This is a genomic window from Bradyrhizobium sp. CSS354, from assembly GCF_029051725.1.
In the GTDB taxonomy this organism is placed as follows: domain Bacteria; phylum Pseudomonadota; class Alphaproteobacteria; order Rhizobiales; family Xanthobacteraceae; genus Bradyrhizobium.
The window spans coordinates 40,548-55,360 of the sequence record NZ_JAACFU010000016.1 but is presented as its reverse complement, the minus strand read 5'-3'; the positions used below and the strand labels follow the sequence as shown (position 1 = coordinate 55,360).

General features: G+C 57.8%; 15 protein-coding genes. 7 read left to right on the top strand and 8 right to left on the bottom strand.

What is annotated here, in order from left to right; genetic code table 11:
• Nucleotides 1-13 precede the first annotated feature (13 nt).
• The gene (locus tag GWG67_RS29615) at nt 14-322 is read left to right on the top strand and encodes a hypothetical protein (RefSeq protein WP_275172855.1); all 309 of its coding nucleotides are present in this window, start codon (nt 14-16) and stop codon (nt 320-322) included.
• Between the two features lie 304 nt (nt 323-626).
• On the opposite strand, the gene GWG67_RS29610 is transcribed toward GWG67_RS29615, so the two are convergent.
• On the bottom strand, nt 627-2,435 hold the full coding sequence (locus GWG67_RS29610) for a diguanylate cyclase (RefSeq protein WP_275172854.1): 1,809 nt from the start codon (nt 2,433-2,435) through the stop codon (nt 627-629).
• Between the two features lie 450 nt (nt 2,436-2,885).
• On the opposite strand from GWG67_RS29610, the gene GWG67_RS29605 reads away from it, so the two are divergent.
• Nucleotides 2,886-3,200, top strand: coding sequence for a hypothetical protein (locus GWG67_RS29605; protein ID WP_275172853.1), 315 nt, complete (start codon nt 2,886-2,888; stop codon nt 3,198-3,200).
• A 62-nt stretch (nt 3,201-3,262) separates the two neighbouring features.
• On the opposite strand, the gene GWG67_RS29600 is transcribed toward GWG67_RS29605, so the two are convergent.
• Nucleotides 3,263-3,697, bottom strand: a complete 435-nt coding sequence (locus tag GWG67_RS29600; RefSeq protein ID WP_275172852.1) for a DUF2721 domain-containing protein — start codon at nt 3,695-3,697, stop codon at nt 3,263-3,265.
• A gap of 38 nt (nt 3,698-3,735) precedes the next feature.
• The gene (locus tag GWG67_RS29595) at nt 3,736-5,178 is read right to left on the bottom strand and encodes a DUF1254 domain-containing protein (protein WP_275172851.1); all 1,443 of its coding nucleotides are present in this window, start codon (nt 5,176-5,178) and stop codon (nt 3,736-3,738) included.
• 314 nt (nt 5,179-5,492) lie between these two features.
• Here GWG67_RS29595 and GWG67_RS29590 point away from each other — a divergent pair, with 314 nt between their 5' ends.
• The 4 genes from GWG67_RS29590 (at nt 5,493) to GWG67_RS29575 (ending at nt 9,225) form a co-directional block, all read left to right on the top strand.
• A complete protein-coding gene (locus tag GWG67_RS29590) occupies nt 5,493-6,857 on the top strand; it encodes a TAXI family TRAP transporter solute-binding subunit (protein ID WP_275172850.1) in 1,365 nt (454 codons plus the stop codon).
• A gap of 148 nt (nt 6,858-7,005) precedes the next feature.
• On the top strand, nt 7,006-7,488 hold the full coding sequence (locus GWG67_RS29585; protein WP_275172849.1) for a DUF992 domain-containing protein: 483 nt from the start codon (nt 7,006-7,008) through the stop codon (nt 7,486-7,488).
• 89 nt (nt 7,489-7,577) lie between these two features.
• Nucleotides 7,578-8,045: a cysteine rich repeat-containing protein gene (locus GWG67_RS29580; RefSeq protein WP_275172848.1), complete on the top strand. Its 468-nt coding sequence runs from the start codon at nt 7,578-7,580 to the stop codon at nt 8,043-8,045.
• Nucleotides 8,046-8,082: 37 nt separating this feature from the next.
• Nucleotides 8,083-9,225, top strand: a complete 1,143-nt coding sequence (locus GWG67_RS29575; protein WP_275172847.1) for an alpha/beta hydrolase — start codon at nt 8,083-8,085, stop codon at nt 9,223-9,225.
• Nucleotides 9,226-9,269: 44 nt separating this feature from the next.
• Here GWG67_RS29575 and GWG67_RS29570 read toward each other — a convergent pair whose 3' ends face one another.
• From GWG67_RS29570 to GWG67_RS29555, 5 genes are all read right to left on the bottom strand, one after another.
• Nucleotides 9,270-9,929, bottom strand: coding sequence for an LssY C-terminal domain-containing protein (locus tag GWG67_RS29570; RefSeq protein ID WP_275172846.1), 660 nt, complete (start codon nt 9,927-9,929; stop codon nt 9,270-9,272).
• Nucleotides 9,930-10,156: 227 nt separating this feature from the next.
• Entirely contained in the window at nt 10,157-11,230 is a 1,074-nt protein-coding gene (locus GWG67_RS29565) for a transporter (protein ID WP_275172845.1), read from the bottom strand.
• A 108-nt stretch (nt 11,231-11,338) separates the two neighbouring features.
• Nucleotides 11,339-11,785, bottom strand: coding sequence for a helix-turn-helix domain-containing protein (locus GWG67_RS39120; RefSeq protein WP_354129951.1), 447 nt, complete (start codon nt 11,783-11,785; stop codon nt 11,339-11,341).
• A gap of 142 nt (nt 11,786-11,927) precedes the next feature.
• Nucleotides 11,928-12,566: a response regulator transcription factor gene (locus tag GWG67_RS29560; RefSeq protein ID WP_275172844.1), complete on the bottom strand. Its 639-nt coding sequence runs from the start codon at nt 12,564-12,566 to the stop codon at nt 11,928-11,930.
• A 206-nt stretch (nt 12,567-12,772) separates the two neighbouring features.
• A complete protein-coding gene (locus GWG67_RS29555; protein ID WP_275172843.1) occupies nt 12,773-13,882 on the bottom strand; it encodes an HlyD family secretion protein in 1,110 nt (369 codons plus the stop codon).
• 232 nt (nt 13,883-14,114) lie between these two features.
• On the opposite strand from GWG67_RS29555, the gene GWG67_RS29550 reads away from it, so the two are divergent.
• On the top strand, nt 14,115-14,786 hold the full coding sequence (locus tag GWG67_RS29550) for a hypothetical protein (protein WP_275172842.1): 672 nt from the start codon (nt 14,115-14,117) through the stop codon (nt 14,784-14,786).
• The last annotated feature ends 27 nt before the right edge of the window (nt 14,787-14,813 follow it).

The following is a 14,813-nucleotide window of genomic DNA, read 5'->3' as shown; positions in this document are numbered from 1 at the left end:
TTGGGAGACGTGTATGACCTCTGCATGTTGGCTCGCTATTTGGATCGTGTGCTTTGGCCTCGGAGTGGTCGTGGTGGATCGGACATGGGTCCGTATCGAACGCTATTCTCAGGGCCTCGGCCTCGCCTATGTCGTACTAGTTGGTCCTTCAGTTCCGATCCTAGCTTGGTTAGCCGCCGATCAGCTCGTCGTTATGGAGCAAGCCGGTTGCGAGGAGTTAAATCCGGCGGTAGAGCTATTGAATGGCATGTCGCCGTTCGAATTTCGCGTGCGCTGTTTCGCAACCCAAGACAATTCGTACTGGCTTGCTCGCAAAAATTGAAAAGACACTATCACCTTCGCTCTTGGGCAGGAGGCCGTGAAGTCGCCTTTGGGTCGAAGCGCGAAGAACTCAATTTTGAGCAGAGCTGGTCCGCCATGCATCAGCGAGCGGACGTCTTGAAACACCGCCGCTACTTCGCCGACGGGGCACAAGCGGGAATGCCGATGAGCAGATTCTTGCTCAATCTCACCGCGGACGGGTGAAGTTCACTTCTTCAGGGGAGCCGGTCTGCTCGCCGGGCGATCAACTCTGTTGTCCCCACCGAACGCAACTCGCCGTGCCCCTCGCTTATCCGGTGCTCTCATCACGCACCCTCCAGATCAGGCAGCGAGGGCACCAGCGACGGCATCTCCAGACGCGAGGATACGAGCGAGGAGCTTGCGACTGAGCAGTCCCGGCCTTGTTCCTTTGCGTGGTACAAGGCGATGTCAGCGTCACGGGTGAGCGCCAACTCATCCGTCGTGGCATCGCGCTTTTCGGCGACGCCCACGCTTATCGTCACGTACTTTCGTGGCGAGCGCGGATGGTGGATCTGCAAACGAGCGACCAACATTCGAATCGCGTCGGCCACCTTCACCGCCCTTTCTTCGTTCACGCCGGGCAGGATCACCGCGAACTCCTCGCCGCCATACCGCGCCGACAATCCTCCCGTGTTTGCGGTGGCGCTTCCGATCACCTCGGCAATTCGCTGGAGGCAACCGTCCCCGGCCTGGTGGCCCAGTGCGTCGTTGAAGCCCTTGAACTGGTCAATGTCGATCAGGAGCACCGATAGCATGTCATGTTTGGCGTAGGCCTCCCGCAAGAAGGCATCGAAGCTGCGCCGGTTCGCAAGTCGAGTCAGACCGTCCGTCGTCGCGAGCTGGGCCAGTCTGAGGTTGGCTGATGACAGCTCGTCCTCAAGGCGCTTCTGCTTCGTGATGTCGCGAAGGGTCCCAACGATCTCTAGTTCGCCACCGAACGACTGCTCGGCCAACTTGAAATGAGCCTCCAGCCAGGCGATGGCCCCATCTCCCCGCCGAATACGAAAGCGAACTGAGCTGGAGGCGCTGGCGTGCTTCACTTCTCGGCTCGCAGCCATAACCTTTTCCCGGTCGTCGTCATGGACCACGTCGAGACATAACCGGCCGAGGAAATCATTCTCGGTCATCCCGAGCACAGCCACCACCGAAGGCGACACGTAGCGGAGATATCCCTTTCGGTCCATCACGATGACAATGTCGGCGATGTTGTCCGCCAACAAACGCAGACGCGCCTCCCTCTCCCGCAGGGACCGTTCGAGTCCAGTCCTGAAGGTGAATTGGCTCCTCAACAGCGCCGCCATGGCGACGATGATCGCGACCAGCAGGACCGCGACGACGGCATCCGAGATCAGATCGGTGCGCCAATTGGCCAGCACTTCGTTCTCTGATCGGGCCACCGTGACGACCACCGCGTATTCGGGGTCCAGCTCGTATGCGATGAACTTGGTGAGACCGTCGAACGGGGAGGTGATCTTGTAGGACCCCCTAGGGCTTTCGATCAAGCGCTTCTGGAACAGCGAGGTGTCGGCGATCTTTCGACCGCTTTCCACCACCGGCCAGCGAGCGAACATCGTTCCATCGGAGGACAGGAGGCTTATGCCGCCTTGAGCGCCGACACCAAAGGACGAATAGAAGTTGCTGATGTAGTTGCAGTCGATCGCGGCGACCACAACACCTGCGAAGTCCCCGGTCGGACTGTTGATCCGCTTCGACAGAATGATGGATGGTTGCCCGCTAATCCTGGAGACGATTGGTCCGCTCACCAGCATCTCGGACATTGGATTGTCTCGATGGTGCGCGAAGTACGAACGATCGGAGTTGTTGTGATTGGGTAGACGCTCGATAGACGAGTATCGCCAGTTGCCGTCCGAATTTAAAACACCTATCTCGCGAATTTGCGGCAGAGAGCGGGTCGCGTCGACCAGATGAGCATTTAGCCGCTCCGGCAACGGGCTCTGGTACTTTAGCAAGTCCGCCAATCCGGTCATGGCCACATCAGGGGCCTTGAGGGTAGTGGTTGCGTGCCGGGCCAGCGAACGGGCAAGATTACCTAAATCTTCTTGCGCCCGGACTAGGCTGGCATGACGAGCCACCGACGCCTTCCACAAGACGAGGCCAAGGACGCACGCCACCATGACGGCAAGGAAGGCGCCGACGACGAGTTGGGGCTTGCGATGTATCGCCTGATGTAGTGATGCCACGACCGTGTCACCTGTTCGGGTGCGTTGGATATGACGATCATCATGTTTAGCTTCAAAGCAGCTAACAAGCGTGGGCTACCTTGAGGCAAATGCAGAATTTGGCTAACAACCCTTAGAGAATGCGAGCGGAATCCGGCAGGGACCATGATCATGGTATTGGGGTAGTGCATTTGCGCTGTGACACCACCGAAACTTGGTCACGACTGGTCGGCTCAGCGGCAGCTTGCTTCTTCTGAACCTGAGACGTCAGCCTGTCGGTTTTTGCATAGACCGAAGGCACAACTGGGCACAGGCTGGAGGAGGAGTTGTCCGCGGGCCACCTCTAAAAGGCAGGGTGCGATCATGCCGTTCTCGATCTCAATGCTGATTGTCGGTTCACAGCTGCTTGTACCAGTCGCCGACACCGTACCGAAATTCGACGTTGCCCGCAGTTGCAAGCTCGACCTAGCTGCAACGGCCGGGCTCAGCGTAGGTCAGTCGCTCAAGAGCTGCGTCAACGATGAGCAAAAAGCACGGCGGCAGCTCGGCTCCCTATGGTCAAAAATGTCGGGGCCGCAAAAGGAGAGCTGCGTCGGGCAGGAGGCCGTCGGCGGCACCCCGAGCTATGTTAGCTTGCTGACGTGTCTTCAAATGGATCAGTGGGCTCGTAAGCCATAATGCATTTTCACGCTGAGGTCTGACGCTGAGAACGACACCTAGCGGCGGTTTGAGCACCGGCATCAGGCGAAATGATCTAGCTCGCTCAGCGCAATTCGGACCTCGCGGGCAAAATCAACAAGCGATACAGCGAATGCGGCGAGGGCAACCATGAATAGGATAGCCACGCCGTGCTCGTGGCGTATCTGAAGGAAAGCGCTCGCAAACGCGACCATAACAAGGGCCGTCACCGCGATGCTGCCGATTACCGCCCAGAAGATTGCACGGTTCAGCATTGCGGCTCGGCGCATCAGGCGCGGAAGATCGACTTTTAATCGTGATCTGACTGTATCTTCGTCGGCGATGCCGTTCAGGAGAATTGTTCTATCGATGATCCTGTTCAAGCGGGAAATCAGGACAGAAATGAAGGCGGCCAGCGCTCCCAGAAGGAACGCTGGCGCTGCCGATTGGGAGATGACGTGCGATAACTGGCTGACCGTCGGCGTATCTGGGGACATTGCACTCAGTCAGTCGTATGCGAGGGACCATCCCAGCTCTAGGAAACCCGCGTTATGCCGGGGGGCTGCCACGTCCCTTCGCCGGGCGGAAGGATGGATGGGGCGGTGGGCTTCGGCCAATACAGGCGCATCACGAGATAGATCTTGTCATCCGGAGCCGGGAGCCAATTTGCCTCCTTGTCCGCTCCGGGACTGTCTTTTTGGATGTACAGCGTCACTGAGCCGTCCGCCTCCTTTTTCATCGCCGGCAACATCGGGGAGTTGATGAGATACCGGTTGATCGGGTTCTTAACTAACAGCTGGCTCTTGCCGTCGTACATCGTAACGGACCAGAACGCATTTACTGGCGGCAGCTGGCCAGCCGGAAATGTGATTGTGTACTTGTGCTTGCTGCCGTCGAGCGGCTCACCGGTCGCGTCCGTTCGAGTATAGGGGTACATCGCTTCTACGGCATCGTTGCCCAAGAGACCGCCCTTGGCAGATCCGGCCCGCATCGTCCAATCACCGTTGTAGAAGGCCTCATCGCCAAAGAAGGAGCCGACGTTCCAGCCGTTGATGTTCTTGTTTCCGCCGGTCAGCCATTTGTCGACCTTGTTGTCGCCCTGCTTCATGCCCACCAGAATTTCGGCTTTATGTTCCAGCGACAGATCTTTGAACACGAAGGTCTTGCCGGGACCGACGCCAATTCTCGCAAGTTTCGCGCGAATTGCCTTGTCCCTTGAGGTCTCGGGGACGAATTGCAGAGCCGCGTCGAGGTACTGGAAGAAGTTATCCTTGATCCCAGCAGTCGTGGCGGGAAGGAAATCGATCTTCGGCGCGGCGGGTGGCGCCGGTAGTTTAAGGAAGGTCGAGAGCGGCCGGGCCTTGTAACCGGCCTGAACTTTCTCAACATTCGAGATATCCCCAGGGTTGAAGAGTTGAGTACGAATGAGAGCGAGAGGGAACGGGGTGGTTGATCGGAAGACCTTCTTAATCCCGGGCGGGGTTTCACTTTTCCAATCGGGGCCAACCACCAGATAGTCGCCTGGCTCGGTCCCCGTGGCGCGGGTGCCGATGTAGCCAAAATTGTAGGTGTTACCGTCGATCATTTGAACCGCGTAGTAGCGATCCCTTTCGATCGTCGGCACCGAGACAACCATCGGTTCAGCACGCAAATCCAGCCAGATAAATGAGTAAGGGGTGTCGCTGTTCGGCGTGATAACTGCCGTATCCTCTGGCGTGGCGACGTGGTGCAGGCTGTGGATTTCGTTAAACGGCGCCTTGAACTGTCCCGAGTTCTTGTCGACGGCAAATTCCTGCATGACTGCGTAATACATCACAAGCGGTAGGCCGTAGATGAAGCCTTCTTCTGCGATGTCCTTGGCTTCGAACAGATTGGGCCATTCGGCTTTGCTCTGGGCGCTCGCCGGGACAGACTTCACGAGTGAGGCTGTGATTACGGCTACCGCAGCGGAGCGAAGCAGATCGCGCTTTGTCAACATGTGAACATTCCTTAAATGCATTAGCTTCAGTGTCAGCTAGGAGGAACTTGACAGTAATCCTACCGGGCGTATGGCTGCGGCGACTATGCAAAAACGGTCATCCCCTTTGTTCGTGAGCACCCCAGCGGCCGACAATCTGCAAACCAGAGCTCAACCGGCGCGGAAAAATTCTCTCCCAAGAGCATCTCTCTCTGACGTCCGATTTTGCATAGACGGACAATCCCGCGTGTTCGTATCAAGGATGTGGCCGTAGCTCGCTGGGCTTGAGGGCTCTTCAGCCTCTCGTAAGAGGTGTCGGTTACGCGGGGAATGCTATGCCGAATCTCGTCACCAACCTGCCGCGATGGCTCCGGATCGTCGTTGTCGGGGTTGCAACTACTGCCAGCATTGGCGGCGGCTGGTTCGTTTATCGCCACTTTACCAAACCGGTGATTCTAACGGTCGCAACGGGATCATCTGACGGTGAAGCGCAACTGCTCACCTCCGCGATCTCGGCCCGGCTAACAGCATCGGGCGCACATGTCCGACTGAAGGTCGTCAATGCGGGCTCGTCTGCGGGAGCGTCCGAGATGCTGGCTGGAGGCAGAGCCGACCTTGCTGTGGTCCGTGGCGATACGGCCGGCCTTTCGGACGCACGAAGCGTGCTTCTTCTGAGCCACGGCGTTGTTCTCATCGTCGCGCCGTCGACTGTGAGCGCCGAGGGTCTGGGCGATCTGCGCAACACAACAATTGGCGTGATCGGAGGAGAGGCTAATCGGACGGTCGTCGAAGCCCTGAAGCAAGTCTACCAGTTCGATCGCGCCAAGGTGAGCTTCCAGAACGTTGCCGTTACCGAGGCGGCGGCCGCGCTGTCGTCAGGAAAGGTTCACGCCTTGCTTGCGGTCGTTCCTCTGACCGAGAAGTACCTTGCGAAAGTCCGGGAAATGTTTCAGCAGAATGGTGGCAAAGGATCGGCTCCGAAGCTCATCGAAATCGCATCGGCCGGGGCAATAGCCAACGTCGCACAATACTATGAGAGCTACGACATTCCAAAGGGAACGTTGCGCGGAGCTCCGCCGGTGCCGTCAGATGATCTCACGTCATTGCGGGTTTCTTTCTATCTTGTCGCCGACAAATCGGTCGATGCCGACACGATCACAGACCTGACACAATCGTTGGTGGACGTTCGCAGGGATCTGCTGTCGCAATATCCGATTTTGGCTCAAGCCGGCGCGCCCAGTACCGATGCCAATGCGCTGATTCCAATCCATCCGGGAGCCGCCACTTATTACAACGGCAATCAGCAAAGCTTTCTCGATAAATACGACGATAAGCTCTATTACTTATCGCTGCTGCTTGGGACTTTGATCTCGATTGTTGTAGCAACGTGGCGCTTCGCCGGGTCGGACGTTGCATCCAAAAGTATGCTTGGTCCGCTGTACGAACTTGGCCGTGAGATCAAGGATGCCGACAGCGAGGCCGAACTGCAGGAGATCGAGAAGAAGATCGACGATATTCTGAAAGGTGAGCTCGCCAGGAATGCGAACGGGCCGGGGACCGATAGTTCCGATGTCGCCGCACTGAGTCTTGCAGCCCATAGATTGCAATATCTTATGAGCCATCGCCGGAGCCTGCTTCGCAACACAACTGCCGTTCAAGAGTTTGCGAGATCCAAAGAGGCGCACAGGCCTCAGTTATGAAAGCCTATCTGGAGCTGTGTTCAACACGACTCGGACAAGGCTCTGCGAGCGGGACCCCCGACTAGGGGCTAAGGGTAGAAATCGCATAGTCATGGCATCACCGACTTTCTAGTGTGAGGCGCTCAGAGCTCAATCCGGGAAGTCAGCCATGATCAAGATCTGTATCGTTCCGACACTGATTGCGCTCGCATGCTTAGCCGCTTGTCCAGCATCCGCGCAGACCCCGCCAGGAACAAATGTTGGCTCGCTGACCTGCAAATTGGCCCCTTCTATCGGCTTGATCTTCGGGTCTCAACAGCGAATGGCCTGCCGCTTCACGCCCAACGGGCCCTACCAACCGGAAGCCTATGCTGGCGTGATGAATACGATCGGTCTTGACATCGGCATCACCGCTGGCGGCGTTATGGCGTGGGGAGTATTTGCGCCTTCTACCGGGCCCATGCCGGGTAGACTCGCGGGCACGTACGTTGGGGCGAGTGGGGCAATAGGCGTCGGTGTAGGCGTCGGCGCAAACCTTTTATTCGGCGGGAGTGGTCGCTCGATCGCGCTTCAACCGCTCTCGGTGGAGGGATCAGTTGGGATCAATCTCTCGCTTGGCGTCTCAGGCCTCAGGCTGGCGTCAGCGCAATGAGAGTTAGCTGTCTATAACGGTTGGTTCGCCTGATCCGCGAGTCGCGTTCAGCAACCCCTTCGCTCCAGCTAGTCACTAGAGGATGTTCGATGAAGATAAAAATGCACGCCCTGGCAATGCTCGGATTCGTTGTGATTTACTCGATTCTGGGGGGTGGATCCGCGATGGCGGAAGGGGAGGTCGGCAAAATGATCGTAGAAAAGCTCACCGCAAAGGTTGCGCAGCTTCAGGGCGCATGCGGACCCGACATTAAGCAATATTGCAAGACCGTGACCCCGGGACAGGGGCGCGTAATCTATTGCCTGCAAGCCCATGAGGACAAAATCAGTCCGAAGTGCACCTACGAGCTCGGGGAAACAGCGTCGAGCGTGCAGACTACGGCAGATACTCTGAAGGACGCTGTCATCGCGTGTAAACTGGAAATCACCGGTATCTGCGGCAAGACTGTGCCGGGCCAAGGCCGTATCGCGGCCTGCTTGATGACAAACAAATCCACGGCATCGAAGGACTGTGGGGATGCCATCCAAAGAGTTGAAGCCCTTGCGGCAACCAAATAATGCCTGCTGGTTCGGCTCGTCGACGAGGTGAATCGAGTTGAAACAGTCGAGGATTATCTTCGCGGCTTCGATGGTCTTGACTGTATTTGTTCTCGCGGCGTGTGCTGGACGCCCCTCACAAGGCGTCATGATTCCGACTGCGACCGTCGCCGGAACGTCGATCGTTCCTATCTTTGTCGCGACGACACGACAGCGCTCCGCAACAGACCCCGGCGAAATGTTTAGCGGGGAGCGCGCCGCCGCGGTCTCTTACGCTGCCGTTACCGTGTCGATACCGCCCGATGCGTCCCGAAAAATTGGAGAAGTGCAGTGGCCGACGACTCTTCCAGGAGATCCACGCACCAACTTCATGACGGTGTCAGCTGACTACATTGAGAAACAAGCCTTCGCCGCTTCGATCGCTGCCTTCGCCAAAAAGTCGGGCCGGAGCAAAGTGCTGGTCTTTGTGCATGGGTTCAACAATCGTTTCGACGATTCGGTGTACCGGTTTGCGCAAATCGTTCATGATTCGAAGGCGCCCGTCATCCCTGTACTGTTTACTTGGCCATCCCGCGGCGAATTGCGGTTGCGCGCCTATACGTATGACCGGGAAAGTGCGAACTACTCTCGCGACGCCCTTGAAGAGTTGCTCAGCTCACTAACGGCCTATCCTGCCGTCACTGAGGTTTCCCTGTTGGCCCACTCGATGGGAAACTGGGTGGCGCTGGAAGCTTTGCGCGGGCGATCGATACGCCAAGAGTTGGCTGCTGCTCGTTCGAAGCCGGACAAATTAAAGAATGTCCTTCTCGTGGCCCCGGACGTCGATGTCGATGTCTTTCGCTCACAAATCCAGCGGATGGGATCGGCACGACCGCGGATTGCCTTGTTCGTATCCCAGGATGATGAGGCACTTGGTCTCTCCAAGACAATCTGGGGAGATGTGCCGCGACTGGGGGACATTGATCCGAAGCTGGAGCCATATCGAAGTGAACTTGCTCGAGACAGAATAGTTACGTTCGACCTGACAACTCTCGCGAAGGCTGGAGACGATGCTCACGATCGGGCATTCGAGGACGTCACCTCGGTCATGGGGATGATCAAACAGCGTTTGAGTGAGGGGCAGTCGCTGGCCGACCAGCGTTCTGGCGCCGCAAACTCGTTGGGGCTGATCACAGATCGGGCTGCCGCCACGGGCAAGTAGCTGAAGCGGCAGGTTTCGCAGAGTGCACTTCTGCCTAAATGGTCTCAGCTGCCGGTAAGAAAGCGGGAAAACAGCGCATCCTTCATCTGAATCAATACGGGCGGAGAGACCATTTCGGCACGCTCATCGGCCTTGTCTCCGTTCCAAACGAGCTTGGCAATCCATATCTCTCCATCCGTGTTGTAGGGGTCACCTTCCCCATTCCGTCCATTCAGAGTCGGGCCGACTCCCTTCATCTGGTAAATGGCGGTGATCATAAGAGCATTGTTGAGCGACTCGATTAGCCGGTCTCGCTCGTTGTCGATGTCTGGAGCGATGCGGTGCGTCACCTGGCCGGTATCGCGGCTGAGCGTGACTCCGTCGTCGAAAGTGACGGCTCCGAGCCAAACTGGTCTATCATCGCTGCCGTTTTCCAGGGTTCTCCAAAGCCGGACATGCTGACGCCGATCGGCGCTGATCCCGTCGGGCTTTTCAAAGGCCAGATCCTGTTGGCGGCCTTCGAAAAACAGCGGACTGACTGGTGCATCCTTGTAAGGGCGGTCGAGTAACACACTCCCTACAATCTCCAAGCTGGTTCGCAACGTGACGGGATCGGCAGGATTCCAGCCGGCAGCGTGAAAGGCGCGGACCAAGTCCGGGCGACTTCCGATGAGGCCGACGTTGATAGGGCCTCCGGGTATTCCTTGTGCGGTCGCAGTCAACATCGCTCGCTTTGCGAGCCCCGGCTCTCGCTCGATCCGCGACCATGTCGCGGGCAGTACGAGGTAACTGAGCGTCACGTAAGGAATGATCACTGCGACTAGAAGCAGGACAATCGGACGTTTCCGGCCCCTAGAGCCAATATTCATCGAAACCGTCGTGCATGCAGGAAGTCCGGTCGTGGCGCTGGAAAGAGAATGTTAAGCGAGCCTTGGCGATCCGCCGAAGACTCTTACTTTGTCACCATTCGCCGGGTGGGCGTCACGGTGCTGACAGGCGCCATGGGCGAAATCGAGAATGTCAGCCAGGTGTTCCACCCCGCCGGCCGATTCTCCGCGGCAAACTCGCCGTATCCCTTCAGATTGAGGTAGCCCTGCATGTCTCCCACCGGGAAGAGATACCCGATCTGGGGGCCGATCCCGAGGACACGAGAACGGAAGCCGCCGAGGATCGGATGCTGGCCGGAATCGTCCGTGATCTGTTGGTACGCATATCCGACAAGACCGACAAAGACCTGCTTTGAAAGGAACTGGGATCCGCCCCAATCGACGTGGAAGTCGACCCCGTTCTGATATTGGGTGTCCTGGTTCTTGAAATTGTAAGTCAACCCGCCAACGGCGGAAAATTCGTGGCCGGTGGCCGGATTGAAATAGGTGTAGCCGCCGCCACCATCGATAGCGCCATGACCGATGCCGAGGTTGGAGAGGCGGCTGGAATCGTAGGCCCCGACCGGAATGTCTCCAGTGATGTAGGTCATGAAGTTATGCACACCGGCGTTCCACTTCAGTGTCGCTTGGGGATACAAGTCTCCGACCGATGTAAGTGAATCCGAGATGCTTCCTGTACGGGATGTGACCAGCGGACCGATTGCTGTGGTGAGCGTCCCGTCCAGGCTCGTGCTTGCTCGGCCGAATATGCCCGTGATGCCGATCGCGAGTTGCCCACCCAGCACCGGTGTGGCGAATGTGTAGGTAGGATTGAGCAGCACCAAGTCGGCCTGCGCGTTCAGATGCAGATTTAGATTGGCGTTCACCGCCGCTGGAAATCTGCCGATCTGAATCTCTCTGGCTGCGGCCGCAGCACCGAAGGCCGAGACCGACGTATGATAGTAGATCTCCGCCATGGACCATCCGGGCACCTGAGGCGTGGCTGCGAGGCTGCTGAAACGACCCGGGAGCCAGTATGAAACTCCACTTTCGTCAGCATGGGCTGGAACAGATGCAGACCCGAAAATCGTCACAGCCAAGCCAAAGCCGGCGAGCAAGACCCGGCGACTGATTTTTCGTTCGGATATCTTGCGTGTCATCTCAAATCCCCCAAGAACTGGACTGTGTCAGTCGAGCGATTGAATGTCTCGATGCACGTCGACGCTATGCAAAATCGGCCCAAGCTGATGCAGGAAAGTCACGCCGACCTACATTCCAAATGGAAGACCGGATCTGTCGTCGGCAGCGCCTTTGACAACGAGCCTATCGAGCGAGGCGCGATGCAGTGTCTTCGAGGGACTTTCGCCGTACACTCTGCGGTATTCGACTGAAAAGCGCCCCAGCTCCACAAAACCAAAGCCAGTTGCGATCTCCGTTACGGTTACGAGTTGGCCGTCTGCTGACAACAGGGCGCGTCGAGCCTCGGACAATCGCAGCATCCGGAGATGTCGGCATGGTGGGATGCCATGGACCTTAAGGAAGGCTTTGCGCAGCGTTCGCTCGCTGACCGCAAGCGCGCTACAAACGGCCGAAATGTTAAGCGGTTCGTCCAGCTCTGAAAGCGCAAGCGTTTCCGCCTGCACCACAAGATCGTAGCAGGCCCGGTTTGTCGGCGCGGATAGCGTTCCCGGCACCCTTGCAGCCCACCGATGCATCTCCATCGAAAAACCCCCCGACCGTGAGCCGAACACGGGCTCTTCGGACGATAGACAACACTCCGGAAGTCCCGGCGGTATTGTCCTTCGGGGCAAAACAAAGTTGCAGGACTCGTGCGGACTTGGTGTAAGCGGGACGTCTCTATGAGTTGGCGCTAGGGGAGGGCGCCGCCAGCAATCCGACGCGCTCCGCAATAGAAACGGCCTGGGCAAAGGATTGAACCTGCAGCTTTTGCATAACCGCTTGCCGATGGGCCTTGATGGTTCGCTCGGACGTACCCAGCGCGTGGGCAATCTGCTTGTTCATTTTGCCGCGCACCATCAAGGAAAAAACTTCGCTTTCCCTGGCCGTCAATGTCTCGACCAGGGATTTAAGCGACTTTTGCTGGTTTCGGCTCTCACGCATACGCTCGGAGCGAACGAGCGCCCGCTCAATCGCCGGAAGCAACGTGTCCTTGGACACGGGTTTCGAGAGAAAGTCTTCGGCGCCGGCCTTGATAGCGCGTACGCTGGTCGGAATATCCCCATGCGCGGTCATGAAGATAATGGGCCAATCCGGGGACAATTTGGCAAGCTCTTCCTGCAACTGCAATCCGCCAAGAGAGGGCATCTGGACGTCGAGAAGGAGGCAGCCCGGCTTGGCATCCTTGATGTTTCGCAGGAAGACAGCCGCGGAATCATAGTCGGCCACCTGATATCCCGAGATTTTGAGCACACGAGAAATCGCGCTACGGAATGAAAAGTCGTCGTCCACGACGTGAATCACGCGGCCGCTCGTCATAAGTTTCGCTTTCGTCAGGGACCGCCGGACAAGTCCGAAAAGTCTTCGATGCAGCAGCCGCGTCAAACTGCCATTTGCGGCGGCCGAACCTTAGGAAGAAAAGGTAAAATGAGCATAGCTCCGCCCGGTCTGAGCGGTCAACTCAGCGTTGTGCACCGCGGCGCTAGGTACTTTGCCGCAGGCAGCGCAATCCTGACGCCGTGCGGCTAAAGATAGGCAGTATAGGCGCTTACCCAGACAAGAATCGAGGCGAGGAGACCGATGACGCCCGCTTTCTCGGAGAATGCCGTGGCCGTTCCTGACATTCCGAGACGCAGCGAGTCTCGGCTCATCTCATCGGGTATGGAAATGACCGCCGGAAAGGCCGATGTACCCCCGAGCGCGTTAGTGCGTGCCAGCGTGCCGGAAGCGGATATTTGGCCCTGACCCACTCCTTTGGGAATAGCGGCAATTCTTGCGTGATAAATGCGTCCCGGATCATTGTCGAACACGATATCAATGTGAGTGCCGAGCTTGATCGTTTGGAAGCCGTTCTGCGAAAACATCCCGACGATTGTAATCTCATTTTCCACGATGAACGACATTGCGGATTGCGACTGCTTGGCCCGATCGCCCACGGTCAAAGCCACCGCGGTCACATAACCATCCGCCGGTGCGCGGACGGTCGTCTGTGATAGCTCCCAGTTGGCGTTCTCCAATTGAGTCTCGATTTGCGCGACAGCCGTGTTGACGCCGCCGATCTCGGATTCCATGGCAAGCTTCGCGCTCTGCTGCGTTGCCTTGGCGGCGTTGACTTGCGCGGTCACCGTTTCGAACTGGACCTGGGTGTCTTGCTCCTTGAACTCTGTGTTTGCCCCCTCTGTCGAAAGCGTCTGGATGTCCGCGAGGCGCTTCGTGTTGTACTTTAGCTGTGCGGTGAGCCCGGCTACGTTGGCGGTTGCCTGCTCATAGTTCGATTTCAAGATTTGCACCTGCTGCCGCGCTCCAGCAAGGGAAACCTGGAGCTGCTTCACCGTGTACTGGAAAGGCGTGGGGTCGATCTGAAACAGCACATCACCCGCCTTCACCGGCACATTCGGCCTGACCGGAATAGCGATGACTTGGCCCGTAACGTTCGGAGTCACCTCGACGACCTTGCCCGCCACTGTAACCTTCCCGGTCGGCGTGAGGTAATTGAAGAGCGCCATAAATGTCGCGAGAATGAATACGCCCACAAGAACGGCGACGGTCCCCGACGGCCAGCCCCACCGTACAAGCTTGAACTTTGAGAATACCGCCCACAAAGCTATAACGTAGAGGCACAGGATAATGACCACGGCGGGCCTCCCGTCATTGTTGATACCAAAGCATATCCTGCAGAACGTTCGCGGGCCGGACTATGCAAAAACGGACTGGCCGACTTCTCTCTTGCCAAGCACCCCATGACATTTCCAAGTCTGTCGTTTTTTGCATAGCGGATGCTGCTTAGGCTTCTCATAGTTGGTAGCGAGCGTGATGCCGAGCGACGATGTCGCGATACGCCACCGATATCCCACAGGAGAGATGGACATGAAGCGCGCGAGACTGACACAGATCGCTGGACTGATGGCGGCAGCGGTAATGATAGGGGGCGGCGCGGAGGTAAGCTTAGCTCAAAATGCCCTAGCGCCGTCCACCATGAAGACGATCGGCACGCCTTCCGCTGCAGCCAAGCCCGAAATCGTGCCGTCGTTGTTCGTGCTCAATTCGCGCGGGGCAACTCTGCAGGGGGACACGTTGATCCTGACGGGCGTAACCCCCAGCTCCATCATCTTTGCCGATCGGCCGGTGCGATCCGCAGGCCATCAGCCCACGGCGGACGTTATTGCGGAATGGGGATCCGGCGACGACAGCTTCGCTAAGAACCCACCGAACGCGACGGTGTCAGTGCTCGGCAAGGATGGTGCGGTAAAGGACGCCGTGGTTGTACTCAGGAACCCAAAGCTCGAAGGCGACAAGCTCACATTCAATGTCCAGACTCTCGAAGGCGAGCTCGCCGGTGCGGATGGAGCGGCGGCGCTGTTCATCGACATCATCGGCCGGCCGTTTACGCCAATGTCGTTTGCGGGTGTCGCGAGGCGCTCGGCGTTCCGGGGCGCAATGTATGCCGGTGCTGTTGGAGCAGCTGCGTATGCTGCGCCTTACGCCTACGCTTATGCTCGTCCGGCCTGTGGCTACTACCCGTATCCGCCCTGTTACTGAGGGAAGAGCGAGGCCGGACAACGTTAG